This is a genomic window from Microcoleus sp. K1-B1 (assembly GCF_036704705.1).
GTDB lineage: Bacteria > Cyanobacteriota > Cyanobacteriia > Cyanobacteriales > Microcoleaceae > Microcoleus.
Map to the genome: position 1 here is coordinate 73,014 of NZ_JAUBSH010000014.1, position 24,311 is coordinate 97,324.

Here is a 24,311-nt window from a genome sequence, read left to right on the forward strand (position 1 = left end):
CGCAATCCCTTCTCAAATGTTGTTAGTTAACATCAAAATCATTAACACTAACACCCCGTTAGTTATATAAAAAATGCCAACAACCTGAGTTTCCAACCAGCCGCACAACTCTAAATGATGGTGCAGTGGAGCCATTCTTAACAGACGCTTGCCGATTCCATCAGGCCCTTTTGTAGCTTTGTAATAACCTACTTGAGCAATTACTGACAGCGTTTCTACAAAGAAAATCCCGCTGATAATTAATAATATCCAAAGGCTATTTGTTAATAAAGCTACCGCACCCAACGCACCGCCCAAAGCTAAAGCACCTGTATCGCCCATAAACACCTTGGCTGGATTGCGGTTGTGCGCTAAGAAACCGAAACAACTGCCACTGATGCAAGCGCAAAATATCATTAATTCTGGCGAAGTTGAGGCTACAGATGCGCCTAATCCCAAAAGTGCGATCGCCCCCAAACCTCCCATCAACCCGTCAACACCATCGGTAAGATTAGTAGCATTGCTTTCGGCAACTAGCACAAAACCAGCCAGCGGCCAGAACAGCAAACCTAATGGCAATACCCAACCGAAAGGCAAAGCAACATTCGTAGAAATTGCAGGTTGATGAAACATCAGCCACAGACAAAATAGAGCAGCAAAACTTATTTGCAAAGCCAATTTCATCCGAGGTGAAATACCTTTGTTCGACTTACGTCGCAGAATTTGCCAGTCATCAATCCAGCCAATGAAACCGTAAGCTAAAGTTAAAGCCGATACGGCAACAACATCTGAGTTAAACTTAGACCAAAGTAAAGCTACTGCTACCCCAGCAGGTATAAAAAAGATGCCTCCCATTGTCGGCGTTCCCGCTTTTTTCAAATGGGCTTGGGGGCCGTCTTCGCGAATTATTTGTCCTGCTTTTAGTTGCTGGAGTACGGGCACAACTGCATAGCCCAACCCCGACGCAACTAAAGCACAAACAACTAGCGGCATAAATAGCGATGCAGGTAAATTCAAAAATCTACCCGCTGCTACATCTAAACCGATCGCTACAGTGCCGAGTCCCAAACCCAGCAGTAGGAATAAATTCTTTCCTGTAAGTTTGAAAGGCAGACTAAAAGGGATTTTCTCATCCAAAAAGTTATCCATAACACTCCTCACCACACACTATTTGAGAATAAGCAATTGACAATGGGGAATAGGGTGCGATACAGGAGATTGAGAAATCTCTGAGTTTTTCTTCCCTGTTTCCGGTTGATTTCTTCACCCTTCTACCCGTTATTCTTCGCCTACACTCACATCCTCTTCTACTTCCTCTTCTAAATCATCGTAAGGACTGTCGTCAACTGCCATAAGTTCAGAAATTTCTTCTTCGTGCAGATAGTCGGGTTCTTGGACATCCCTTGCTAACAGGCGATTGTTAGATTCCAACCAGTCTAAAAGAGAAGATTGCTGTTTTAATGGAATTACATCCGCAGGTAAGTGGCGAGGAATTTGACGCAGAGATGGGTTGTACATGATTATCGGTTTTTAAAGACAAAGACGCGATCGAGTGAGGTAACGTTTTGCCGACGAACTGCTGATTTGATCAAGCACTTGCAAATCGGGCATTTAGCAAGGCTAAAGCATTATACCACAGGCACTGTTTGGTTCCGGATCGGATAAGATGGGAGACCCAAAAGGCGATCGCCCCCAAGCATGGGCATGAGGATAGCACTAAAATCCGCTCTTGCCAATCCTTCTTTAGCCGTAAGCATTGTACTCTAAGACGATCGTCTTTAAGATATCGCGGGACACGGGGCGATCCTGTTCTGCAAGCCTCCCTAACGGCAAGGGGTTGATTCACAACTTTCATCAAAGCCTGAGCCCGAATGCCCTTTGGCTTCTTCAGTGAACTCTTAAGCAATAAATCTCAGAATGGATACAACGGCAGCGGTTTTATACAACAAAGAGGGCTACCACACCGGAGGCAAAAAACTTCTGGGGCGTCATTCAGCCGGAGAAGGGTTTCTCAAAAGCTTAGTCCAACACGGAACCGCCGACTCTCTCTACTGTTGCGCCGATAGCGAAACAACCTTTAAGGAGTTTTGTTCCCACATCCAACCTTGGCTGCAAACACCTCGGAAAGTCCGCTGGATTCCGATGGAACGACCGGATTTGCTATCTCAACCGGGCACAATTTACCGACCCGATCCGGTTCTGTCGCAGATGGTGTGGGCGCGCAGATTTGTCGATCAGCGGGCCTACAGCGTTTGCGGCGTTACTCACACGATCGGTACAAAATACATCATGGAGGCGATCGGCGATTTGATCACCGCACCCATGCAGCCTTGGGACGCCCTGATCTGCACCTCTGCCGCCGTGAAAACAGCAGTAGAAGGAGTTATGACTGAGTGGTCTGAATATTTAGCCCAGCGCAACGGCGGTAAACCGGAAATTTTGGTCAAATTCCCCGTTATTCCCCTCGGAGTCGATTGCAGCGCGTTTCCGCAGGGTGTGGAAGCAGTTAATAGTCGCCGCCAACTGCGACAAAAACTCGGCATTTCTCCCGAAGATATTGTTGTGTTATTTGTCGGTCGATTGACTTTTTCTGCAAAAGCTCATCCGGTACCCATGTACATCGCCCTAGAACGGGCCGCACAACAGACAAAAGCCAAAATCCACTTAATTCAAGCCGGTTGGATAGAAGATCCGAGAGAAGAACCCGACTTTAAAAATAGCGCGCAAATATTTTGTCCCTCGGTGAATGCTGTTTTTTTAGATGGGAGACAGCCGGAAATTAGAATAAATATTTGGTCGGCGGCCGACATTTTCATTTCGCTTTCCGACAACATTCAAGAATCCTTCGGACTGACACCAATAGAAGCCATGGCGAACGGACTGCCGGCCATAGTCTCGGATTGGAACGGATACAAAGAATCTGTACGCCACGAAATAGACGGCTTCCGCATTCCCACACTCATCCCGCCCCCGGAATCTTGTTTAGATTTAGCCCTAAATTATCTCGACGGCAGCTTAAATTGGCCGACTTACATGGGTCACACTTCCCTCGCCACAGCAGTTGACATTGATGCTTGCACCCTGGCGTTGTGCCAATTAATTGAAAACCCAGAATTGAGAAAGCGGATGGGGGAAAATGCCAGACAAAGGGCGAGGGAAATTTATGATTGGAAAGTAGTAATTGCTGCTTACGAACAATTGTGGCGGGAATTAGCAGAAATTCGCTTTGCGGCACCGGAGTCAGCACCTTTAAAACCCGGGAAGCCGCCTTATCCCCTAGGCGACGATCCGTTTCGAGTATTGGGTAATTATGCAACTAGAAGTTTAAGCAATGAGATGATGCTGAGTCTCGGTGCGATCGCCACACCAGAACTTTTCAAGCAGGTACAGACAATTAGGTTTACCAGTTTTGGTGAGGATAGGAGAAGATCTGTTAACATTCAGATGGAGATATTGGAGACAATTAAGCAGGAAGGTGCGATCGGCGTGGGGGAACTTATCCGACGCTACGTTAAAAACGAGCAAGAATTAGCCTACCTGTATCGGACTCTGCTTTATTTGGTGAAATTTGATATTTTAGTGATTACTGATTAGTTATTGGTTATTTGTTATTTGTAGCAGTCAACAGTCAACAGTCAACAGTCAACCAACAAAACTATGCTTAGAAAATCTGCACTTTTAGAGATAATTGCTGGTAAGAATCGAGGTTTGCTGGCTACGGCTAGCGACAAACAAGCGATTTTAAGCGCGATCGCCCAATTGGAAGATTACAACCCCACACCACGCCCTGTCGAAGCCGCAGAGCTTTTAAATGGTGATTGGCGGTTATTGTACACCACCAGCCGCGAACTGCTGAATCTTGACAGTTTTCCCTTGGTGAAATTGGGTCAAATTTATCAATCTATCCGCGTCAAAGAATCTAAAATTTACAACATTGGCGAACTTTACGGCTTGCCTTATTTGGAAGGAATTGTCAGTGTAGCAGCAAGATTTGAGCCAACTTCCGAACGGCGAGTGCAGGTGAAGTTTGAGCGGTCAATTTTCGGTTTAAGCAGGTTGATTGGCTATGAATTTCCGGGGAAGTTTATCGATGAGATTGAGTCGGGGAAAAAGTTCGCTGCTGTAGATTTCGGGCTGGATACTCGCGAACAGCAGGGATGGCTGGATGTCACTTATTTGGATAAAGATTTGCGGATTGGACGGGGGAATAAAGAAAGTGTTTTTGTCTTGACAAAAGAGTGATTTTGTGAGGTGTGATTAAGTGCGATCGCCCCTTAACTCATACTAAATTTATCTTTCCTTCATCCGCGTTTATCCGCGTTCATTTGCGGTTAAAAATCAAAAATATATCACTTTTGCAAACAATTCAACACTTACTAAAACCCTCAAATCCATAGCCGATAAAAGCTTCAGATAGGATAACCGTTAAAACTTAGCGTTAAGAATTGACAATTGACAATTCTTGTGATATGTGCTTGAATTTTAATGGAAAAGGCGTTAGTACATTCCCGCCAAGAAACTTACTAACGCCTTTTGTGTACTCCTTACGAATACAACACGATTATGCCACAAAACGGTTATCAACAGGGATTCACAGCGAATCCTGGGGCGATCGCGTACCAAAAACGCCTTTACCCTTGGGCGATCGCCAAACTCATGCCCAGTATGCAGCGGGCGATTGTGGGGCGATTTCGCAGTCGATCGGATGCTGACGGACACTTGCTGTGTCTGCGTCAACTCATGCCTCAAGCAACGCTTCTCGTAGTCTTTGACTTGCAACCAGACTTAGAAGTACCAATTGCTGCGCCGACAGCAATTCAATAAGCACAAGAATCTGAGCTCCCCTTAAAAAAGGGGGGCTATAAAAATTGACAAATTACTAAATACCAATTACCGCAGCAGATAAATATCAACCTAAGTTAGGATAAAAATATCCTCAATTTGCTTTTAAATCATGACTTCTACAACTGCAAAATTCATCGTATCTCAAGTGGGAGAAATTCCCCAATGGCAAGCCGCCACATGGGAAGATTATGTAGCAGCCTGCGAAGATCCATCTTTGGAGGAAGCCAGAATATTTTTTTATGAAGGATATCTTTGGATAGACATGGGTAATGAAGGGCCTCAGCACGCCAGATTTAACAACCTCTTGACTCTGGTGTTTGGATTTTGGTTTGTCAGCAAAGGAGGACAAGCTTTCGATGATTTGGGTGGATGTGTAATTGAGAAGCCAAAAGTGGGAGGAGGTGCGCCCGATCGCATTTTATATGTCGGCGGAGAATTCATCCAATGGCAAAAAGGGGAACCGCGCCGACTTAATCTAAATAAATCGCGAATTCCCGATTTAGTGATAGAAACTTCCGATACGACTTTGGCTATCGATTTAGATCAAAAAAAGCGGTTGTATGCTGCTTTGGGAATTCCTGAGTATTGGGTAGTAGATATTAAGGGCGAGAGAGTTTTGGCATTTCGCTTGCAGGAAAACGGGAAATATCAGGAATGCGAAATTTCCGGTGCGCTTGAGGGATTGCCGATTGCTTTGCTGTCCCAGACTTTGAAACTTTTAGGTGAGGGAAATGGGACGGCGGCGATGTGGTTTGCTCAACAAATTGGGAAGTTGTAGAGAGGTTGGCTAAAAGTGCGTTAGCGAAGCCCTTGAAGAGGATCGCACGCGATTCACAATAAATTTTTCAAGCTCGACTCTAGGGCTGCCACAATCTCTGAGAATGTTGATATTTGTGCTAAGCTAATCTACAAAAGATGTCACGATCATGCAGTAACCTTTCTATGATTTAAAGGAGCAAGTCAATGAATATTGTCTTAAAGCCGGAATACGAAGAGTTTATTCAAGCGCAAATTCAAAGCGGAAAATATGGCAGCGCTGAAGAACTAATTGGAGAAGCGATCGCACTTTTAAGAGAACGAAAACAACGCATCGAAGAACTCCGCCAGAAAATAGCAGTGGGAACTGCACAAATTGCTAAGGGACAAGTGACAGATGGAGAACTTGTGTTTGCCAAAATTCAAGAAAAGATCGATCTAAGAGAACAGTCAGGGGCATGAACAGTTATACATTTTCAGATGAAGCCGTCCGAGACTTGAATGAGATTTGTGAGTACATTGCTGGCAATAGTTCCAGGGCAGCCAGCGAGCTTTTTGATGCAATTCGTCAAAAATGTAAACTTGTCGCCGAATTTCCCAATATGGGCAAACGCTATGAGAGGTTATCCCCCAACTTGCGCGGATTTATTGTTAGGGATTATTTAATTTTTTATTACCCCAGATCGGACGGGATTGATATTGCTCGCGTGCTGCGGGGCGATCGAGACTTGGAATTATTGTTTTCAGAGTTAGGGGAAGATTAATTAGCGTTGGATCGATCTGAACGGGCGATCGCACTTGGGAAAGCAAAGGGCGATCGCACTCTCCTCCAAAAATGGGATCTCCCTAATTTATCTGCGTTTATCTCGGTCCATCTGCCGACATCTGCGGTTAAAAAAAGAGCTATACCCCTTACAATCATAAAAAATATAAAATCTAAAATCCTAAAAAAATGCTCCGACTATCCCAAACCCAACTCAAAATCCTCGAAGAATGCCCGCGCAAATTCCAACATAGCTACCTAGAACTCCTAGCCACCACCGCCTCCCCAGAACACAAAGAAAAACTCACATGGGGAAGCCACTTTCACCTATTAATGCAGCAGCGAGAACTCGGACTTCCCATTGAATTTATCATCCAACAAGACCCCGAATTGGGGCGCTGCGTGGCAGCATTTATCAATACCGCACCCGAACTTTTCGCCAATTCAGAAAATAGCGAGCGAATTTTCCGCCAAGCCGAACACCCCCGCACCTTAATTTTCCAAGACTACCTATTCACCGTTATCTATGACTTGCTAATAGCAGAACCAAACGCCGCCCAAATTCTCGACTGGAAAACCTATCCCCGCCCTCAAAAATCAAAATGGATAGCCGAAAGTTGGCAAACTCGCCTCTATTTATACGTCTTAGTAGAAACCAGCGACTATTCCCCCGAACAAGTTTCCATGACATACTGGTTCGTACAATTGCAAGGAGAAGAACCGCCGCAAAAACTCACATTTTATTACAACCAAACAGAACACGATCGCACAAAACAAGATTTAACCAACCTATTGCAGCAGCTAACCGACTGGCGACAACGCTATACCGAAGGCGGCGAATTCTTACCCCAAGTAGAAATTAGTTCCAATCTTTGCGATTCCTGTCAATTTGCCACTCGCTGCAACCGCACACAAGACACAAAAACTCCCTCACCAGATATTCTCGCAGAAACTCCCACAGATTGGCTGCCAAATCTTGCTATAATCGATGAAATATTTATTTAATATATAAACAAACCCCCCAAATTTTACTCGTTACTAGGCTCTGCCTGGTAACGCAGATACGGAGGCTCTGCCTCCAATTTTCCGGCTCGTAAGCGAGGCAGAGCAAGAGTGAAATGGGTTCCCAGGCAGAGCCGGGGAACCAGTGACTCGCTTAAGTTTTATTCCGGCTCGTAAGCGAGGCAGAGCAAGAGTGAAATGGGTTCCCAGGCAGAGCCGGGGAACCAGTTACTGGCTTCATCTGTGGTCACAATCTAAAATCTAAAATCTAAAATCTAAAATCTAAAATCTAAAATCGAATGACAGAACTACTTCAAAATTTGCCAACTCAACCCCTATCCCAACCCCCAGATTGGCTGATCCAAGCTGTCAGAAACCATGCACCAGAACTCCCCGGAAACTATGCCGCCGCACTTCTCTGGTATAGAGGAATTCACAACCCCGAACAAATACCCGGTTTCTTAAATCCCCAACTTTATCAACCCGCAAGTCCCTTTGAGTTCGGGCTAGAAATGAACTGGGCGATAGAAAGAATCCAGCAAGCACGAAACAACGGCGAAAAAGTCGCAATTTGGGGAGATTTTGACGCCGACGGCATTACCTCAACCTCGGTACTTTGGGATGGACTGGGAGAATTTTTTGCTCAAAACGACCAATTAACTTATTACATTCCCAACCGCTTAACCGAATCTCACGGACTCAATATTCCAGGAATAGATGCCTTAGCAAAAGCGGGAATCAGCTTAATTATTACCTGCGATACCGGCAGTACAAATATCGCCGAAATCGAATACGCCACCAGCTTAAACATCGATACAATTGTCACCGACCATCATACATTACCGGACGATCGCCCCCCAGCTACAGCCATTATCAATCCCCGCTACTTTCCCCCAAACCACCAACTATTTAACCTTTCAGGAGTGGGAGTGGCTTACAAATTAATTGAAGCATTATATCACACATTACCAGATATTCCGCAGCGCCCGCTCGCAGATTTATTAGAATTAGTAGCGATCGGCTTAATTGCCGATTTAGTCCAACTCACAGGAGACTGCCGCTACCTAGCACAACTCGGAATCGAACAACTGCAAAAACAACTCACAAATCCCACCCGCCCCGGAGTTGCAAAATTGCTCGAACTGTGCAAAAGATCGGGCGATCGCCCAACCGACATTTCCTTCGGGATCGGCCCCCGAATCAACGCCGTCAGCCGCATTCAAGGTGACGCCAGCTTCTGCGTAGAACTCCTCACCAGCCGCGACAAAAAACGCTGCGAAGAACTAGCAAATTTAACCGAAATTGCCAACTCCCGGCGCAAATCTTTACAAAAAGATGTTGCCAAAGATGCCGCCGCCAAATTAGCCAAACTCGACCTCTCAACTACTAGCGTCATCGTCCTCAGCGACCCCCAATGGCCCGTAGGAGTATTAGGATTAGTAGCGGGACAAATCGCCCAAGAATACGGCCGCCCCGTGATTTTATTCAGCACAGAAGGAAGCGAAGAAATTAATGAAAATTCCCCGGAAATCCAATTTACCTCTTTCTTAGATTCAGAATCGCCAACACTTTCCCCATCCAAAATTGCCAGGGGTTCGGCGCGTTCCGCCAATCAAATTGACCTTTACCAATTAGTCAAAGACCAAGCGCATTTATTGCACAGATTTGGTGGTCATCCCTTCGCCGCCGGATTAAGTCTCCCGGTTGAAAATATCCCCCTATTTACCGATGCGGTAAATCAGCAACTGCGGCAACAATACAGCACAGATAGTTTAACAGCCGTCCCCGTTCAAGCCGACCTAAAAATTACTGTCTCCGAATTAGGCAAAGACTTATTTCAAGAACTAAAATTGCTCGAACCGTGCGGGATGGGAAACCCCGCACCCAAATTGCTGATTGAAAACTGCTGGTTTGACAATCTGTGGAATCAAAAAATTAAGGATTTGAAAGGGCAAAAAGTAGAATATATCAAAACAGAATTTACAATCCGGGATGAATCTAGCGATATGGGATTTCCCGGCATTTGGTGGGGGCATAATCAAAACGAAGTTCCCCAAGGCCGCTGCGATGTTACGGTAGAACTCGATTTTAATACTTACAAATCGCGGTATGAAGTGCGCCTCGTAGCAGTCCGGGAACGCACGGAAGACAACCAAATCAATTCCCCGACTAAAATAGATTGGATCGTAGACTGGCGCAATAGAAATAATGATGAAGAGTTGTTAGCAGCCAGCACAAACTTAGAATCTCCCATGCCGATCGACAATCTAGTTGACAATTCCGAAAAGGTCGATCGCGAAAACTCGATCGTCCTCAAAGAATGCCCCGCAAGCTGGGACGAACTGCGGATCTGGTTTCGGCAAGCACAGCACACTCAGAAAAAACTCGCGATCGCCTACACATTACCCCCACTCGTACCCCCACAGCAAATCTGCCAACAGCTAATCGGCATCGCCAAATACCTCAGCCGCACCAAAAAACCCGTCACCAGACAGCAACTCCGCCAAAAACTCGGCATCAGCGACACCTCCCTGCAACTGGGGTTCAAAACCCTAACCTATCTCGGTTTCAAAATCAATTATCGCGATCGAGCTTTCCACATCACGAGACAACCCGAAACCGCACAGCAGGAAGACGCGCCAGATCAAATCCCCCAACAGTTATTACATAGCCAATCCATCCAATCCTCAGTGCCAAATTCCCCGATCGCCGCACGTTTTGCAGCGCAATTCCTAGCAGCAGTCTCCGAAGAACAATTCCGGCGGAAATATTTCTGTGAAGTACCCCTCTCAACAATTCAATCGATCGCCCGAGAGACCGTTTTCCAAGAAGATTCTACAGCAAATCTTTTCTAACTGATATCTGCCACCATTGTTAAGCATAGGCAGGATGAGAGTTCCACTCATGAGATAACTTTTCTTGTGGGGCCCGCGCTCGCTCGCGCCGGTGGAGCTGGCTTTCTCGCCTGTGAAGCGAGAGAGGTTTTTGTGGATCTGGCTTAAGAGGCCTATTCCTGACACGGATGCAACATCTCAGTTCTAAGAAATATCTTACTTCTGAATTCCTCCCGATAAAATAAGGCATAGGACAATGAGAGTTATCCGTTGCGAGTCAGGCCCAGAACTCATAACTCCTAACTCACAGGCCAAAACCCAAAACTCCCCACCGCCAAACTCGATCGCCCATCTCCAATTTAAAACCCCTATGCTTCTCTGTCCCCGCTGCCAATTTGAAAATCCCAATCCAAACAAGTTTTGTCAACAGTGCGGAAATTCCCTAATTTACAAACCTTGCCACGAATGCGGTGCCCAAGTCGCTTTTAGCGCCAAAGAATGTCAGAATTGCGGCGTCGCAACAGGTCAAGTGTGGCGGGCCATTATCTGCGGTCGATCGAATTTTCCAGCAGTCGAACCAGACGAGTCCACCCTACCCCCAGCCGAGTTTCCCCAAACACCAGAGATGGTTCCAGAAACCGCATCGCGCCAAAACTCTGCTGAACCAATCACAGACGCCATTAAAACAGAAATAACCACCCCAGCCGAACCCCCAATAGCCGTCGAACCAACTTCTCCACAGCCAAGCGACGGCGAATTCAGCAGCACACAAATTGACCCTGTGGTAGCCGTGGGGGCGATCGCACCAGCATCCTTTCAAACAACAGAAAAAAGCTCTACTACAGCACCAGAGCGCGAAATAACCCCATCTGAACGCAATTTTACAACCGCACCACAGCCTCAACAAATCCAGGAAGCAACCGAGAACCCCGACAGCCCAAACATAGCTGACACCTCCCCTCCATCTCCAGAATTCCCCATCCCCAATTCAGAATATTTAATCCCTTCCCAGCCAGCCGGAGCTTATTTAGACACTCAGCAGCGCTACCAACTCCTAGAAACCGTGCCGCCGAGAAAACGCTCAGACACAGTAGCAGTAACAGTATTGGACTGTCAGCCGCTGGAAATGTCACCCCTCAAAGCCATGCTAGCAGCCAACTCTGCCAGCGTCGCCCGACGAACATCCCCCTATACCGCAGCAATCAAAGGCGGAGAAAATTCAACCAATTCCGCCTTAGCAGAGCTTTGCCAAGGCATAGCTGAACCTTATCTGGCACTGCGGTGGCAATTCTCTCAAAACCTGCCAGTCATTCACGATAGCTGGTCAGACAACGAACAGGCAGTGCTGCTGCTAGAAGACTGCTCCCAATGGCCGCTGCTGGTAGAACGGTGGAATCAACCCGAAACTTCCACCCAGCAAATTTTATACTGGCTGCACGAAATGACAGAACTGTGGGCTGCCCTAGAACCCTGGCGCTGTCGGCAAAGCTTGTTGGAACTGACAAATTTGCGAGTCAACCCCGACTCTTCCTTTTCCTTGGCTTCTTTGCGACTGCAATACCTCTATCCCGAACCCGCCGGCTCCAACCTGCAACTGGTAGATTTGGGGCAATTGTGGCAGGTGATATTTAGCCAGTCCGAGCATCGTACTCAGTTTGGCGCCTTGCTCGAACTGCTGCAACAAATGTACAGAGGCGAGATTAACACAATCGAAGAATTGCGATCGCGCCTAGAAACAGTTCCCCTCGAACTCCAACCCGCACCTTCACCAAGCTCAACCCCGACACGCAGGAATTACCGCAGCACCGACGAGTCGCCCCCCGACGTTGGCGAGGTCTTAACCCAGCCAATGCCACTCCAGATTTACAGCTTAGAAGACGCAGGCCTCACCGATGTTGGCCGCACGCGCGACCACAACGAAGACTTCTTCAGCATCTGGACTCAGCTCAACAAACTCGAAAGCTCCTTCGGTCGCATCTTTCAAACCAAAGGGCTTTACATTCTCTGCGACGGCATGGGCGGACACGACAGCGGAGAAGTAGCCAGTCAACTAGCGGCTGAAACCCTCAGAGAATTCTTTCAAACCCGTTGGGAAAATCAACTACCTCCGGCAGACACCATCCGCGAGGGAGTGCTGCTAGCCAACAAAGCCATCTTTGAAATCAATCAAAAGGACGGACGCTCCGGCAGCGCCCGCATGGGTACAACTCTAGTCGCAGTCTTAGTTCAAGACACCCAATTCGCCGTTGCCCACGTCGGTGACAGCCGCCTCTACCGACTGAGAAAGGGACAAACCCTAGAAAAAATCACCTCAGACCACGAAGTAGGGCAGCGCGAAATTAAGCGCGGGATTGACCCGGAAACTGCTTATGCCCGTCCCGACGCCTATCAACTAACTCAAGCCATCGGCCCGCGAGACAGTAATTTTCTCAAGCCTGACGTGCAGTTTTTAGACTTGTGCGAAGATACTTTGTTGATTTTGGCTTCCGACGGCCTGACAGATAATGATTTGTTGGAAACTCACTGGCAAAACACTCTCGAACCCCTGTTCAATCCCCAAGCTGATCTCGACCAGGGAGTTGCCCAGTTGATTGAACTCGGCAACAAACGCAACGGTCATGACAATATCACGGCAATTATCATTCGGGCGCAGGTAGGCGCATTTCGATTTTAGAATTTGGATGCTGCCAACTTTTTCAAAGGTGGCGCCTTTCCCCCGTGACTGCCTGGGTTAAACCTGCAATTGTTGCAGAGCAAAAAAACAGCTTCTGCCGTTTCCTGGCAAGGCTTTACTGCTGGCTCTGTTCTTAGGTATCCGGTGTTGAAACAGCTTGGGTTTGAGTGCTAAAAAACTGATTACAGACCCATACAATTGCAGAAAAGCTGTAGAGTACCGACCATTTATCCGTAGCTTTAATTTTGAGACTCTGTTCAGGGAATCTACCGGAAAAAGTTCCTTGATAGTAAGTGGATTCATCATACTTGAAAGAGCTTTCACTTACAAAAATAGTTAGTCTAATGAAAAAAATCAACTAAAATGAAGTGAGTCTGCAGGCGGGCTGATGCGAAATCAGTTTTATACTCGATCGCTATCAGGGCAAGGTGGGCATAGGTGGGAAGTGTCCGCCCTACACATATATATGTGGGGCTGACATCACAATCTGCGGCTACATCAAATTTACGTAAAAGTTTAGCGATTGTTTACCTAATTTTTGTTGTTGCAATTGTTAAATTGATAAACTGTGTTTTAAGGAGCGAGCGACCTATAAATTTTGACGGATAATTGTTCCAAAAAAACTATTTATAATTTAATGGTTTATGGAATCTTTAATCACAATCAGGATATTATAAAGTTTTAGTGAAACTCACCTGTGAAGCTCATAATTAATTTTTAATTTCTAATTTTTCAAAGCCCTACGTCTCTAATCTGTAAATTCCTGCCAACTCTCACTGCCACATCAGGGAGTTCAACCACATCAATCGAAAATGCTGCTGACTCTTTTAGATCCAGAAACACAGACCCCTCTGCAACAGTGGAGTTTCGAGAGCGAATCCATTATTCGCATCGGCCGCTCTCCAGACAATCACGTTGTGATCCCCAATGCTCTAGTGTCACGGCAGCATCTGGAATTGCAAAGAGTTAATAGCGGGAGATCCAGCCAGTGGTACTTAGTCAATTCGGGGACAAATGGCACTTTGGTTAACGGTATTCTCATGTCTCAGGGTTGGATATCTGACGGTGCTCTGATCCAGTTGGCGCGGGGCGGCCCAATTCTGCATTTCCAAGTAATTACTATTGAACTCGGCGGCAAAATTAAGGCGAACCCCAACGTCAATCTCGTGACACCGAGGTGTACCCACGCGGGAAACCCGCAGGGGAATTTATTCTGCATCCACTGCGGCGAACCGATTAAAGTCGATCGCACGGTGCGACACTACCAAGTGCTGCGAACTTTGGGCCAAGGCGGTATGGGGACAACGACTTTAGCCTGGGATCGAGATAAAGCGAAAGCTCAACAACCCGGAAGTTCCCCCGCAGCTTCTCTGGTAGTCCTCAAGGAAATGAATGCTGATATGGCTCAAATAGTCAAAGCTCAAGAACTCTTTGAACGTGAAGCTAAAACTCTCAAGGCCCTCCACCATCCGGGAATTCCTCAGTTTTTTGACTTTTTTGTGGAAGGGGGCAAAAAATACTTGGTGATGGAAATGCTCCACGGTGAGGATTTAGAAAAACGCATCTACAACCGCGGGCCTGTTGCTCCCCAACAAGCAATAGAGTGGATGATCCAAACCTGTGAGGTTTTGGACTACATTCACTCTCAAAAACCCCCGATCGTCCACCGGGATATTAAACCTGCTAATTTGCTGGTGCGCCACCGCGACAATTGCATTACAGTGCTGGATTTTGGCGCCGTTAAAGAAATCGGCACTCCTCCAGGGACTCGCATCGGCGTTGAAGGCTACACCGCACCAGAACAAGACCGGGGACAGCCTCTCCCTCAGTCGGATTTATATGCTATTGGGCCTACTTTAATTTTTTTGCTGACGGCCCAAAGCCCTCAAAACTTTTACGGGAAAATAGCTGGAGGTTACGGGTTTAAGCTCGAAAATATTCCGACGATCGCCCCCAAGCTGCGGGACACCATTTTGCGAACCACGGCAGCTAAGCCTGGGGATCGCTTTCAAACTGCTCAACAATTAGCTCGAGCTTTAGCAGCTTCCCTTTAATAGAAGTCAAAACTCAAAACTCAAAAGCCAAAAGTCAGAATTTATTAGGAAGAGGGAAGAGGGAAGAATTTAGCAACGGAAATTTATGAAAGAAAATTTTCCCGATCGCCTCGAAATTTCTCTCCGACACCCCAGTCCTCCGTCTCCTCTGTTATTCTTCGTCCCAAGCTTCTACAGCTATCAACTCGCTCACGGGGTCTTGCATAGAAAAATCAAACTCTAGCAATTGCTGTTTCCAGTACGGCCATTCGTCGCCGTAAAGAAGAGCAATTTTCCAAATACTGTCTGTCGGCTTGATAATGTCAGACGTGACGAGAGAATGCACCTGACGCTGGAACTTAACCATCGGCTGTATAACCTTCTGGCTCATAATACCTCTTGAATTGTTTAAATTTTGTGAATTATCACTTCCGAGCTCTCACTTTTTACCGCAGTTTCGCCAAGAACAGTCTCGCCAAGATACGTGTAGATTTTTGTCGGGAAGCTACATATTCAACTTGTATCTTAACAGAGTTCGTTTTGACAAGGCCCTATAAGCAGGACTGAAGAGTCAAGACCGACTTCAAAGAATTAATCATCTTTGAAATGTCCCGCTATATGCTGTCGATCGACAGTGGGAGGTTTGCCGCCTCGATTGTTTCCACATAGTTTCCACATAGTGGTAGATGCAAGGGCTGCGTTCGGCTTGTTCTTGACAAGGCTGAGTTTGCGTAGGAGAAACTGCAACTACTGCGCTTTGGCTGCTACAGCGTAATTTCCGCTTTCCTGCGGGTAAACCACACCTGTTTCACCTTCGACGCTGGGTTCGCTGTGAGAGTGGGGTCTGAGCTACATAAACTGATTATAACTCTACTGACCGCAAAAGCGATCAAAAATTGTTGGATACTGTTGATCGCCACCCCTAAATGTCGATCGAACATTCAAAGGCGACAGCAGGGCGGGCGTACAAGCAAGTTCCAAACCCATCGTCCGTCCTGATTGAGTCAATCTAAAATCTCAAATCTAAAATCTAAAATTGTATGACTTGGACAAGGCGACACATTCTCACTCTGGCTGATTTTACCTCGGAGGAATACGATACGGTGCTGCAAACAGCAGCCAGTTTTCGGGAGGTGCTCGGCCGCCGCACGAAGAAAGTGCCGGCCCTGCAGGGTCAAGTAGTCGCGAATTTGTTTTTTGAACCTTCTACCCGGACTCGCAATAGTTTTGAGTTGGCGGCGAAGCGGCTGTCAGCGGATACGCTAAATTTTACCCCTGGAAGTTCTTCTCTAACGAAGGGGGAGACTATTCTGGATACGGCTAAGACTTATCTGGCGATGGGAACGGATTTGATGGTAATCCGGCACGAACAAGCTGGAGTTCCCAGCACGATTGCTTCGGAAATGGATCGCTTGGGGTCAAGAGTCAGCGTTCTCAATGCTGGAGACGGCCAGCACGAACACCCATCGCAAGGTTTGCTAGACTTATTTACTATTTGTGTTCTGTTAGATAACGAAAATCCGCGGCTGGAACTTTTAGCGGGTAAAAAAATTGCTGTGGTGGGGGATATCTTACATTCGCGGGTGGCTAGGTCTAATATTTGGAGTCTAACGGCTTCTGGGGCAGAGGTTCATTTGGCCGGGCCGCCGACTTTGCTACCGCTGTTGTTTGCTGAGTGTGGCGATGGTAGGGAAGGCAAGTTATTTTTGCACTGGCATCTGGAACCTGCTTTGGCCGATGCTGATTTTGTGATGACTTTGCGGCTGCAAAAGGAACGGATGAGCGACCATTTGCTGCCGAGTTTACGAGAGTACCATTCTTTGTACGGGATTACGCGCGATCGGCTCAAACTCTGCAAGTCGGAGGTGAAGGTGTTGCACCCTGGCCCGGTTAACCGCGGCGTGGAAATTAGTTCGGATTTGATGGACGATGCCCAGTTTAGCCTGATTTCTCAGCAAGTTACCAGCGGCGTGGCGGTGCGGATGGCATTACTTTATCTAATCGGCGGGGGTAAAGCTTAGGCTGTTAGTTGTTAGTCATGAATTTCGGATATTCGATTATTTTCAGGAGCGATCGCCTCTTTACAATAATCGTTACCCGGTCAGACCGAGTAACGATTAAAACTCTTTCTAGAAATGTCAAGTGTTCTAGTTAAGAGTTAGGAGAGCCAGGACGCAGACACCCAGCCACCACCTTTGAGTTGGGCCCAGCCGTGTTTGTAACGACCGGTCAATTTTACGTGGTCTCCATAATATAACTTGCCGATTACACCAGAACAGCTACTGGGGCGGTGGCGGATATTCAGTCGGCTGCCATTCGTGACAACTTTGGCGTAGCTGTGATGGCTGTGATGAGCGCGATGGCCACAGTGTTTGCGGTAGCAACCGGCTGCCTGGGCTTCGCCACCGACACTCAGAACAGATAGGGCTACTGCCATACCTGCAACGCCTATCCATGCAGAATTAGGAATTTTCAAGCCCAGTTGGTCTAACGACTTGACTTGGAGTTCGGACTCTGGAGATTCATAAGCAACAAAAGAGTGGCTCAATGCTAGTGCTTCCATAGTTTCCTCGTGATTGTTGTTAACCTTTCTTGGTGCAGACTCAGGTCAAAACCTCAATTAACAGCCCAAATTATTAACTTATGTTTCATAAAAGCCACAAAAGGGCGTTAAGGTCTTGCTGTTGCCGAGTATTGGCTAATTTTCCTGAACCCTGCACAGGTATATCATGTCATTGATGTAGCTTTCCGGAACAAAAAAATAAATAAAGTTTACATCGACTGCTCAAAATTTTGCCGACGCGGATCAGAACTCCCGGCAGAATTAAACTTAACTGTGTCATTCAAAAGGGAACGAAGTTATCGATTGGGGTGGGAAATTGCTTGTACTGAGTTGCGAATGACACTACTTATTTGGGTGCGGATTTATTGAATTGCTACAGCAATATCGGCAGTTAATTCGATCGAACAAGCATCCGGATCGTCTTCAAGCACGATCTTAATTTGCTTCTGGTCAGTCATAGTGTAGCCGATCGCACTGGTGCAGAAGTTCGGGGCGATGGCGTCGGGCCCTCGCCCGTGCTACAAGATGGGTCTCAAGATTAGTCGCCCTATGTCCCCCACAAGAATCCAAGACAAATCCATCGCGACTTGATTTGTGTCAAGATCGATCAAGTTCTCCAGCACCACTTCTTTCGCAATGAACTCCTTCGCTGCACTTTCGATCGGCACAATTCCTCAACGCCATGAATCCGACAGCTTCGCCATTACCTTAGCGCGGTTGTCTGTAGAGGAAATATACGCTTTGGCAGATGACCCCGCGAACGGAGCCGTGGTAATGATGAGCGGTACAGTCCGCAACCAAACTGACGGTCAAGCTGTAGTTTCCCTAGAATATCAAGCCTACGAACCGATGGCCGTGCGAGTATTCCAGCAAATTGCTACTGAAATCCGCCGCCAGTGGGCCGATGTCAATCGGGTCGCCATTCACCACCGCGTCGGACACTTGCAGGTGGGCGAAATCAGCGTACTGGTGGCTGTTGGCTGTCCCCACCGGGACTCAGCCTTTGCAGCTTGCCAGTACGCCATAGATACGCTCAAACACAATGTACCGATTTGGAAAAAGGAACATTGGGCTGACGGTTCTAGCAGTTGGGTTAGTATTGGAGCGTGCGAGGTTGTCGGGCATTAGTCAATCGATGGGAGATTTGAGATTTGAGATTTGAGATTTGAGATTTCAGAGGGGAACTTGTTACAATCTCCTAACGTCAAAAATTGTGGAATGTTCGATGAGCCAATTCCACCGATGAGCGACTTTATTTCCGTGTCCTGGTCTGCGGTTGTGGCGACCGTTCAAAGAGTGCAATTGCCAGCCGAAAAACTCTCTAATTATGACTTGGTGTTGCGGTGTCAGGAAGGAAATCGACCTGAGACCACGGCCTTTTCAGAACTGTTGAAGCGGTATCAGTCCCACGTAGACAGGGTTCTCTATCACTTGGCCCCTGACTGGCAAGACCGAGCAGACTTGGCTCAGGAAGTGTGGATTCGGGTCTACCGCAATATTAACCGTTTGCAAGAGCCTGTTAAATTTCGGGGCTGGCTGAGCCGCATCGCCACTAATTTGTTTTACGATGAGTTGCGTAAGCGCAAACGGGTGCGAACTCCGTTGTCGCTGGACGTACCCCGTACTCTGGAAGATGGCGAGGTTGATTGGGAAATTCCGGCAGACAGTCCGGGGCCTGATGAAGATTTGACGACTAGAGAATTTTACGACCAGTTGCGGGTGGCGATCGCAGATTTGCCGGAAGTATTCCGCACGACGATTGTTTTGAGAGAAATAGAAGGTTTAGCCTATGAGGAAATAGCCGAAATGACCGGAGTTTCTCTGGGAACTGTCAAGTCGAGAATTGCTAGAGCTCGCCAAAGATTGCAGTTGGAATTGCAAAAGTATCTTGATGGTAATTAGCAAGAGTAATTTCAGAGGCGGGTTAAGAAGATTTGGTGATGTTTGCTGTGACATCAAAACTTCTCTTTTAAAATATAAATAAGCAGTAAATCCTTCTAATAGCGAGTGCGTGATTCCCCAATTAGAGAAAGTCGGAAATTATGAATGGAAACTTTGAATCCGATAAAAATCAGAATCAGCAAGGTGTCGGGGATTCACTCGCTGAAACTCAAGTTAACAACAATTATGCCCAGGGCAATGTAACTACTATGATGCGCGATCGCTTTGAATTGCTAAGTGCCTACCTCGACGGTGAAGTGACGGCGACAGAACGCCGGCAAGTTGAGGAGTGGCTGACAAATGACCCTACTACGAAGCGTTTGTACTCGCGACTGCTGATGATGCAGCAGAGTTTTCAGGCAATGCCGGTGCCTGCGGCACAACAATCTGCCGAGGAGTTGGCGACGAAGGTTTTGCAGCGGGTGGAACGCAAGCCGAAAAAAACTTGGATTTTGGGTGGAGGTGCGATCGCAGCTTTGTTGGTTGCGGTGGTGTCCGGTGTCGGTAGCGATCGCCAATTGTTTGCTCCTCAGTTTGCTCGATCGCCCGTTCCTGCTGAATCTGACGGTTTGATTATGGCTTTAAACGAGCCTCTGGTGGAGATGGTTAATCCCAACGATTTGATGCTTGGGGTGAATGCACCGATCATGGATATTCCCAAAGTTGGTGTAACAACCCCTCAAAAGTTATTGCCAAAGGCACAGTAAAATTTCTGTTTTGAGCAATAACGGAAGTTGCTAAGCTCCCTAAAAAAGGGGGCTTTTTGCTGTTTTTTCCAGTTTTTTAAGGTGGATAGATCCTTTGACAATTTCCTGGCTTTGAATGACGAATTGTGGGGCGATCGCATCTTGATATCGGAGTAGGTAGCGAGTGGAATTAGACCGGGCGATCGCACTTGTTACCGTTTTTTTGGATATTTGCGATCGGTAATAGCAATGTCTCCTCAATTTCCTGCCGCACAGTAGTAGGCTTACAGGTTCGAGCCGCCGAATCGCACTAAAATGGCAATTTCCTAAGCTCATCGGCATTAACCACCTTATTTGGCGAAAAACCTATTTTCCCACGTGCCGTGGGGCAGCCAGATGCCTCCTAGGGAACGAACGCGATCGGGTAACATGAAGTAAGCCCAAGCCGTGCCTAAAGGTTTGAGGTGTCGATCGAAGATTTTGATTTCCTGCCGCTGATATTCGTTTTGTGTCGGTTCCCGCAGCGGATGATAGTCTTCCAATCGGTCTAAATCGTCCAAAATAGCCGAATTTGCGAAACAGAGGAGAAAACCGCAGACTGTGCCATCTCCGGCCATCATCGCAGGATAGCCGATCGGCAGGGCAAAAAGTTGACCGCGGGCGATCGCGGGGTAAGCATCCACAACTTTTCCTTCGCAGTAGCGGAGGTAGTTGCACTCCCCCGGTTTGAGAGTGCCGTAGACAAAGACTTTCATCGGGTAGGGCCTAACCGCTAGTTTTTGCTAACATAGATGGCTAAGCTAATAGTTTAAGTCTCGCGGGCGATCGCGACTGCAATCTTGATAAATTTCGTTGTTTACCCTTTCTTATAATTCATGACTCTAGCAGTTAGTTTTATTGCTTTTGGACTTCGGCCTTTGTACCTGAGCTCTTTTTTGCCGTTCCTGCCCCTTGACAGCTTGTTTTCGACTCAAGGGATTATGGTGATGCTGCTGGCCGCCTATGCGGGGGCGATGTGGATGTTTCTCACCAGTGCTCCGAAGGTACACACAGTGATGGTATCGGATCTCGGACAAGCGAGGGAGTTCTATGAAGGTATGCTAAACCTGCCAGTAGCAGAAGTGCCGCTGCACTACTACTACAATTACGAGCAAACTTTGGGGACAACTGGTATCGATCCGCTGTATTTGTCGCCGAATGTCGGGAGGGCAACGAGCTCTCAAACGATGGGGAGTCCCGATGGTTTGTGGTATCAGTTGATGAAAAATACGCAACTGCACATTATTAGCGGGGCCGGTGCAGGGGAAAAAAATCGCCCGCGTCACGTTTGTTTCGATCGCGATTGTTTGGATCAGCTATTGATGAGGGTACAAACTCGCGGGATTAGTTATAAAATTCGCCGGGAAAAGCCGCTGAATTTTTTGGTCAAGGATTATGACGGCCGCGTGATTGAAATGGCTGAGGTTAGTAATTAAGTAGGTCGTTCTAATTAAACGTAAAACGATCTCGCGCCCTATCCCAGACTTCTTTTGTTAAGTAAAATCATTCCGGCTGTGCCGGAATGATCTTAGTCGCGAACACGGCTCATCTGCTGAGAGATAGTCGCTCAATCAAAAAATGATAAGAATAGTTGAGATTTTTGAAATATCACTATATTTTGGTTAAACTACCTTGATTGGTTTCGGGAGATTTTTTTATATCCCAAAAATAATCAGTAACTCTCTTGTTAACTAAAGCCTGGAGATAAGTAGAAATGACAGAAGTTGAAGCCATTGTGGCAAGTTTGTGGGAGCTGGATGATGATGTATTGGAAGCTCAGCTAGGGTCTCGCATACAAGCCATAGGGGATGATGTTGCTGGACGTGGAGCAAGAGGGGTAGACCCAGCATCGTTGGAATCTATTGATGTGAACGTTGCGGCTAGAGCATCGATCGATCCAAGATTTTTAGATGCTGGTCGGCAGCTTTTCGATCGGGTAAACCCGTTAGTTTACGAACTTATGTGCAAACCTCTCGGAGACGATGCAGAGACTCAGAAGATTTTAGATGAAACAATAAATCAGAACTATACCAAAGCGGCTGGGATGTTGGCTCCTGTTTTAGTCAGTGGAGTTGGGTTAGCTCCTGCTGTTGCTACTCTCGTGGCAACTCTAATTATTAAAAAGATTGCAAAGACAGGTGCTAATGCAATTTGCGAGACTTGGGAGAAAAGTTTAGCAAAACCTGCAAGCTGATCTTTATACAAAGATTAGTGATAAAAATTATGTGAGGAGGCGATCGCCTGCTTACTAGAGTTGAGCGATCGCTCCTCGTAGCGCTGTGGCAATAGCTCCCTCTGGAATGGTTGCCAAAATCTGTTGTCCTTGCTGCCGCAAAAATTGCTTAAAAATTGGATCTTTCTCTGCCTCCGCTAGCATTACCTGCAGGATCAAGTCTACCTGAGTTTCAGCCGTAGCAGCTACCTTTTGTCCAGATAGTTGCGTGAGAAAGCTTTGAGTGGTGGTGACAATTTCTCCGAGATTGGGGCTGGCGATAATACTCCGTACTTGACCTGCTGCTTCGCAATATTCGATCGCCTCACCTGCTAAGTTAGTTATGGTACTGCCCGAGATGAAGAAATTCTGACCGAAAGGTTTTTGACTATAACCTTTGAGAGCGACTGCTTGATCGGCTACAATCCCTAGTAGCTGATTGATCTGCTGCTCTTTCGTTACTAGGAGTGTTTGCATCTCCTCATATCTGCCATACAAGTTTCGCTCAACCTCAGTATTAGGAAGCATCTCGTTATGAGCCACTTTCACAATCCATAGATCGCCACGCTTTTCAATCCCGCGCAACTCCAAACCCATGCCTTCATCTTCGAGTTGGAGTTTTTGTAAGGTAAAGGCAAATGCTCGCCAGTTCACTCCCTCCTTAAAGACCAATTCCACAATGTTGCCAACTTCCTGATAGATAGATTCAAACTCTCTAGGGTTAAAATTGCGATCGGTGGGGTGGCGATCGGTCGGCTTTCCTTTACTATCTAGCTTGCGTAAAATATAGTCACATTTGACGTTGGTGAAGCAAGTCTGACTGTTGATATTCCAATTTTCAATACAGATTCCGGTCAAAGTAGCTTCTGTAAAGTCTACGCCAGTTACATCAGTTTGCACAAAAATACTATCTCTTAAATCAGCTCCGTTTAAATCTGCTCCACTTAAGTTAGCATTTGTGAAATCATACTCGCGCATCGTAGCATCTTGTAGATATGCCCCTTGCAAATTGATGCCCCTAAAATCCTTTTCTTCAGAATCTCCACGAGTGAGGAGCATTTGAACTTTTGGCTCATCTAAGTCAAGATAACGATTATCGACTCTGGCTCGTTCCAAACCTTCTACATTTTTGAACCGTGTTCTGTAAAGTTTTCGCGCTCTTAAATCAGTGTTGGCAAGCTTAGCACCTGTAAAATTAATACCACTGAGATCCAAGCTATAAAAAGAGGTACTTCTTAAGGTACTGAAAGCGATCGCCCAATTCCTGAAAAATTCAAAATTTTTCTTAGGTTTTCCATTAACATCAATAACGTCAAAACTTAGTTGGACAGTCAAGACTCCGATCGCAAAGCCAGCTAACAGCTTGATTTCTGCAAAATATTGCGATGCAATTGCAGATTTGACAGGAGGCTCGTTACCAACCATATAGGAAATAAGCGTTGAGCAAATAATTATTAAGATTTTGTGTAAAGTCTTGACATTATTGTGGAAGCTGTGCTTTAGTAAAACCAGGAAAAGCCACAGGGAAAAACTACTTGCTGTAAAAACTAAGCAATAGCATCCGAGAAAAGCTGATGTAGCTAAAAGAGTCACCCAGAAAAACTCAGGGTCTTGCAGTATCATTATTGCTGCAATAGAGGTGAAAACTACTGTTAAACCAGCTTTCCACAAGCCACTAGCTATGCTAGATTGCTTTGTCTCGATCGACCATACGCAAATAACCAAGACAACACTCGCTGTCAGCCAAGCTCCCTCTACTGGCTGAGATGAGTAGAACAGTGTCCTGCTGAGATAGCCGCCCAGTAGTCCGGCAAAGCTACCAGCAAAAAGTGCAAGGCTCAAAGTGCATAACAAAGCGAGGAATCTGAAAAAACGAGGCTGTCCACCAGTAACTTCTTGCAAATCAAAATTTAGTGATGCTTGCGAGAATTTTTGACCATAAGCTTGTCGGTTGTATCTATTCATGAGATTAAATATCGAATCC

The 24,311-nt window shown here is 46.6% G+C and carries 23 protein-coding genes; 16 read left to right on the plus strand and 7 right to left on the minus strand.

The annotated features are described in order from the left end of the window. Positions 1-12 precede the first annotated feature (12 nt). Both mraY and QUA83_RS07730 read right to left on the minus strand, forming a co-directional pair. Positions 13-1,128 carry a phospho-N-acetylmuramoyl-pentapeptide-transferase gene (gene mraY / locus QUA83_RS07725; protein ID WP_333292408.1) on the minus strand — a complete coding sequence of 372 codons (1,116 nt, stop codon included), beginning with the start codon at positions 1,126-1,128 and terminating at the stop codon, positions 13-15. Between the two features lie 129 nt (positions 1,129-1,257). After that, a complete protein-coding gene (locus QUA83_RS07730; protein ID WP_006631296.1) occupies positions 1,258-1,497 on the minus strand; it encodes a DUF3134 domain-containing protein in 240 nt (79 codons plus the stop codon). 399 nt (positions 1,498-1,896) lie between these two features. Here QUA83_RS07730 and QUA83_RS07735 point away from each other — a divergent pair, with 399 nt between their 5' ends. From QUA83_RS07735 to QUA83_RS07780, 10 genes are all read left to right on the plus strand, one after another. Then, entirely contained in the window at positions 1,897-3,573 is a 1,677-nt protein-coding gene (locus QUA83_RS07735; protein WP_333292409.1) for a glycosyltransferase family 4 protein, read from the plus strand. 63 nt (positions 3,574-3,636) lie between these two features. Continuing rightward, positions 3,637-4,221, plus strand: a complete 585-nt coding sequence (locus QUA83_RS07740) for a PAP/fibrillin family protein (RefSeq protein ID WP_333292410.1) — start codon at positions 3,637-3,639, stop codon at positions 4,219-4,221. A gap of 321 nt (positions 4,222-4,542) precedes the next feature. After that, the gene (locus QUA83_RS07745) at positions 4,543-4,803 is read left to right on the plus strand and encodes a hypothetical protein (RefSeq protein ID WP_333292411.1); all 261 of its coding nucleotides are present in this window, start codon (positions 4,543-4,545) and stop codon (positions 4,801-4,803) included. Positions 4,804-4,933: 130 nt separating this feature from the next. Next, positions 4,934-5,602: a Uma2 family endonuclease gene (locus QUA83_RS07750; protein ID WP_333292412.1), complete on the plus strand. Its 669-nt coding sequence runs from the start codon at positions 4,934-4,936 to the stop codon at positions 5,600-5,602. Positions 5,603-5,787: 185 nt separating this feature from the next. Further along, complete coding sequence (locus QUA83_RS07755; protein ID WP_333292413.1) at positions 5,788-6,042, plus strand: type II toxin-antitoxin system ParD family antitoxin; 255 nt, start codon at positions 5,788-5,790, stop codon at positions 6,040-6,042. After that, the gene (locus QUA83_RS07760; protein WP_172190573.1) at positions 6,039-6,344 is read left to right on the plus strand and encodes a type II toxin-antitoxin system RelE/ParE family toxin; all 306 of its coding nucleotides are present in this window, start codon (positions 6,039-6,041) and stop codon (positions 6,342-6,344) included. Before QUA83_RS07755 ends, QUA83_RS07760 begins: the two co-directional genes overlap by 4 nt. Before the next feature lie 188 nt (positions 6,345-6,532). After that, positions 6,533-7,348: a PD-(D/E)XK nuclease family protein gene (locus QUA83_RS07765; RefSeq protein WP_333292414.1), complete on the plus strand. Its 816-nt coding sequence runs from the start codon at positions 6,533-6,535 to the stop codon at positions 7,346-7,348. 296 nt (positions 7,349-7,644) lie between these two features. Then, positions 7,645-10,200, plus strand: coding sequence for a DHH family phosphoesterase (locus QUA83_RS07770; RefSeq protein ID WP_333292415.1), 2,556 nt, complete (start codon positions 7,645-7,647; stop codon positions 10,198-10,200). A gap of 349 nt (positions 10,201-10,549) precedes the next feature. Continuing rightward, complete coding sequence (locus QUA83_RS07775) at positions 10,550-12,853, plus strand: serine/threonine phosphatase (protein WP_333292416.1); 2,304 nt, start codon at positions 10,550-10,552, stop codon at positions 12,851-12,853. A gap of 812 nt (positions 12,854-13,665) precedes the next feature. Continuing rightward, a complete protein-coding gene (locus QUA83_RS07780; protein WP_333292417.1) occupies positions 13,666-14,907 on the plus strand; it encodes a protein kinase domain-containing protein in 1,242 nt (413 codons plus the stop codon). 151 nt (positions 14,908-15,058) lie between these two features. Here QUA83_RS07780 and QUA83_RS07785 read toward each other — a convergent pair whose 3' ends face one another. Continuing rightward, positions 15,059-15,277 (minus strand): DUF4327 family protein, encoded by a 219-nt coding sequence (locus QUA83_RS07785; protein ID WP_193973492.1) that lies wholly within the window; start codon positions 15,275-15,277, stop codon positions 15,059-15,061. A gap of 649 nt (positions 15,278-15,926) precedes the next feature. Here QUA83_RS07785 and QUA83_RS07790 point away from each other — a divergent pair. Next, a complete protein-coding gene (locus QUA83_RS07790) occupies positions 15,927-16,907 on the plus strand; it encodes an aspartate carbamoyltransferase catalytic subunit (protein ID WP_333292418.1) in 981 nt (326 codons plus the stop codon). Between the two features lie 137 nt (positions 16,908-17,044). Here QUA83_RS07790 and QUA83_RS07795 read toward each other — a convergent pair whose 3' ends face one another. Further along, entirely contained in the window at positions 17,045-17,449 is a 405-nt protein-coding gene (locus tag QUA83_RS07795) for an SH3 domain-containing protein (protein WP_333292420.1), read from the minus strand. Positions 17,450-18,085: 636 nt separating this feature from the next. Between QUA83_RS07795 and QUA83_RS07800 the strand changes: the two genes are divergently transcribed. The 3 genes from QUA83_RS07800 to QUA83_RS07810 all read left to right on the plus strand — a co-directional run bounded on the left by QUA83_RS07800 (position 18,086) and on the right by QUA83_RS07810 (position 20,097). Beyond that, positions 18,086-18,577: a molybdenum cofactor biosynthesis protein MoaE gene (locus tag QUA83_RS07800; protein ID WP_333292421.1), complete on the plus strand. Its 492-nt coding sequence runs from the start codon at positions 18,086-18,088 to the stop codon at positions 18,575-18,577. Between the two features lie 114 nt (positions 18,578-18,691). Continuing rightward, entirely contained in the window at positions 18,692-19,351 is a 660-nt protein-coding gene (locus tag QUA83_RS07805) for a sigma-70 family RNA polymerase sigma factor (protein ID WP_041622468.1), read from the plus strand. Positions 19,352-19,491: 140 nt separating this feature from the next. Continuing rightward, positions 19,492-20,097, plus strand: coding sequence for a zf-HC2 domain-containing protein (locus QUA83_RS07810; RefSeq protein ID WP_333292422.1), 606 nt, complete (start codon positions 19,492-19,494; stop codon positions 20,095-20,097). Positions 20,098-20,136: 39 nt separating this feature from the next. Here QUA83_RS07810 and QUA83_RS07815 read toward each other — a convergent pair whose 3' ends face one another. Continuing rightward, complete coding sequence (locus QUA83_RS07815; RefSeq protein ID WP_333292423.1) at positions 20,137-20,412, minus strand: hypothetical protein; 276 nt, start codon at positions 20,410-20,412, stop codon at positions 20,137-20,139. A gap of 14 nt (positions 20,413-20,426) precedes the next feature. Next, on the minus strand, positions 20,427-20,831 hold the full coding sequence (locus tag QUA83_RS07820) for a gamma-glutamylcyclotransferase (protein ID WP_333292424.1): 405 nt from the start codon (positions 20,829-20,831) through the stop codon (positions 20,427-20,429). Between the two features lie 120 nt (positions 20,832-20,951). On the opposite strand from QUA83_RS07820, the gene QUA83_RS07825 reads away from it, so the two are divergent. Both QUA83_RS07825 and QUA83_RS07830 read left to right on the plus strand, forming a co-directional pair. Further along, positions 20,952-21,551, plus strand: a complete 600-nt coding sequence (locus tag QUA83_RS07825; RefSeq protein WP_333274514.1) for a glyoxalase-like domain protein — start codon at positions 20,952-20,954, stop codon at positions 21,549-21,551. A gap of 278 nt (positions 21,552-21,829) precedes the next feature. Continuing rightward, a complete protein-coding gene (locus tag QUA83_RS07830; protein ID WP_333292425.1) occupies positions 21,830-22,309 on the plus strand; it encodes a hypothetical protein in 480 nt (159 codons plus the stop codon). Positions 22,310-22,363: 54 nt separating this feature from the next. Here QUA83_RS07830 and QUA83_RS07835 read toward each other — a convergent pair whose 3' ends face one another. Beyond that, the gene (locus QUA83_RS07835) at positions 22,364-24,292 is read right to left on the minus strand and encodes a pentapeptide repeat-containing protein (protein WP_333292426.1); all 1,929 of its coding nucleotides are present in this window, start codon (positions 24,290-24,292) and stop codon (positions 22,364-22,366) included. Positions 24,293-24,311: the final 19 nt, after the last annotated feature.

What these genes read in the sequence shown, in the direction of transcription:
- mraY (WP_333292408.1), bottom strand. Translation starts at nt 1,128, where the DNA reads ATGGATAACTTTTTGGATGAGAAAATCCCTTTTAGTCTGCCTTTCAAA.
- QUA83_RS07730 (WP_006631296.1), bottom strand. Translation starts at nt 1,497, where the DNA reads ATGTACAACCCATCTCTGCGTCAAATTCCTCGCCACTTACCTGCGGAT.
- QUA83_RS07735 (WP_333292409.1), top strand. Translation starts at nt 1,897, where the DNA reads ATGGATACAACGGCAGCGGTTTTATACAACAAAGAGGGCTACCACACC.
- QUA83_RS07740 (WP_333292410.1), top strand. Translation starts at nt 3,637, where the DNA reads ATGCTTAGAAAATCTGCACTTTTAGAGATAATTGCTGGTAAGAATCGA.
- QUA83_RS07745 (WP_333292411.1), top strand. Translation starts at nt 4,543, where the DNA reads ATGCCACAAAACGGTTATCAACAGGGATTCACAGCGAATCCTGGGGCG.
- QUA83_RS07750 (WP_333292412.1), top strand. Translation starts at nt 4,934, where the DNA reads ATGACTTCTACAACTGCAAAATTCATCGTATCTCAAGTGGGAGAAATT.
- QUA83_RS07755 (WP_333292413.1), top strand. Translation starts at nt 5,788, where the DNA reads ATGAATATTGTCTTAAAGCCGGAATACGAAGAGTTTATTCAAGCGCAA.
- QUA83_RS07760 (WP_172190573.1), top strand. Translation starts at nt 6,039, where the DNA reads ATGAACAGTTATACATTTTCAGATGAAGCCGTCCGAGACTTGAATGAG.
- QUA83_RS07765 (WP_333292414.1), top strand. Translation starts at nt 6,533, where the DNA reads ATGCTCCGACTATCCCAAACCCAACTCAAAATCCTCGAAGAATGCCCG.
- QUA83_RS07770 (WP_333292415.1), top strand. Translation starts at nt 7,645, where the DNA reads ATGACAGAACTACTTCAAAATTTGCCAACTCAACCCCTATCCCAACCC.
- QUA83_RS07775 (WP_333292416.1), top strand. Translation starts at nt 10,550, where the DNA reads ATGCTTCTCTGTCCCCGCTGCCAATTTGAAAATCCCAATCCAAACAAG.
- QUA83_RS07780 (WP_333292417.1), top strand. Translation starts at nt 13,666, where the DNA reads ATGCTGCTGACTCTTTTAGATCCAGAAACACAGACCCCTCTGCAACAG.
- QUA83_RS07785 (WP_193973492.1), bottom strand. Translation starts at nt 15,277, where the DNA reads ATGAGCCAGAAGGTTATACAGCCGATGGTTAAGTTCCAGCGTCAGGTG.
- QUA83_RS07790 (WP_333292418.1), top strand. Translation starts at nt 15,927, where the DNA reads ATGACTTGGACAAGGCGACACATTCTCACTCTGGCTGATTTTACCTCG.
- QUA83_RS07795 (WP_333292420.1), bottom strand. Translation starts at nt 17,449, where the DNA reads ATGGAAGCACTAGCATTGAGCCACTCTTTTGTTGCTTATGAATCTCCA.
- QUA83_RS07800 (WP_333292421.1), top strand. Translation starts at nt 18,086, where the DNA reads ATGAACTCCTTCGCTGCACTTTCGATCGGCACAATTCCTCAACGCCAT.
- QUA83_RS07805 (WP_041622468.1), top strand. Translation starts at nt 18,692, where the DNA reads ATGAGCGACTTTATTTCCGTGTCCTGGTCTGCGGTTGTGGCGACCGTT.
- QUA83_RS07810 (WP_333292422.1), top strand. Translation starts at nt 19,492, where the DNA reads ATGAATGGAAACTTTGAATCCGATAAAAATCAGAATCAGCAAGGTGTC.
- QUA83_RS07815 (WP_333292423.1), bottom strand. Translation starts at nt 20,412, where the DNA reads ATGAGCTTAGGAAATTGCCATTTTAGTGCGATTCGGCGGCTCGAACCT.
- QUA83_RS07820 (WP_333292424.1), bottom strand. Translation starts at nt 20,831, where the DNA reads ATGAAAGTCTTTGTCTACGGCACTCTCAAACCGGGGGAGTGCAACTAC.
- QUA83_RS07825 (WP_333274514.1), top strand. Translation starts at nt 20,952, where the DNA reads ATGACTCTAGCAGTTAGTTTTATTGCTTTTGGACTTCGGCCTTTGTAC.
- QUA83_RS07830 (WP_333292425.1), top strand. Translation starts at nt 21,830, where the DNA reads ATGACAGAAGTTGAAGCCATTGTGGCAAGTTTGTGGGAGCTGGATGAT.
- QUA83_RS07835 (WP_333292426.1), bottom strand. Translation starts at nt 24,292, where the DNA reads ATGAATAGATACAACCGACAAGCTTATGGTCAAAAATTCTCGCAAGCA.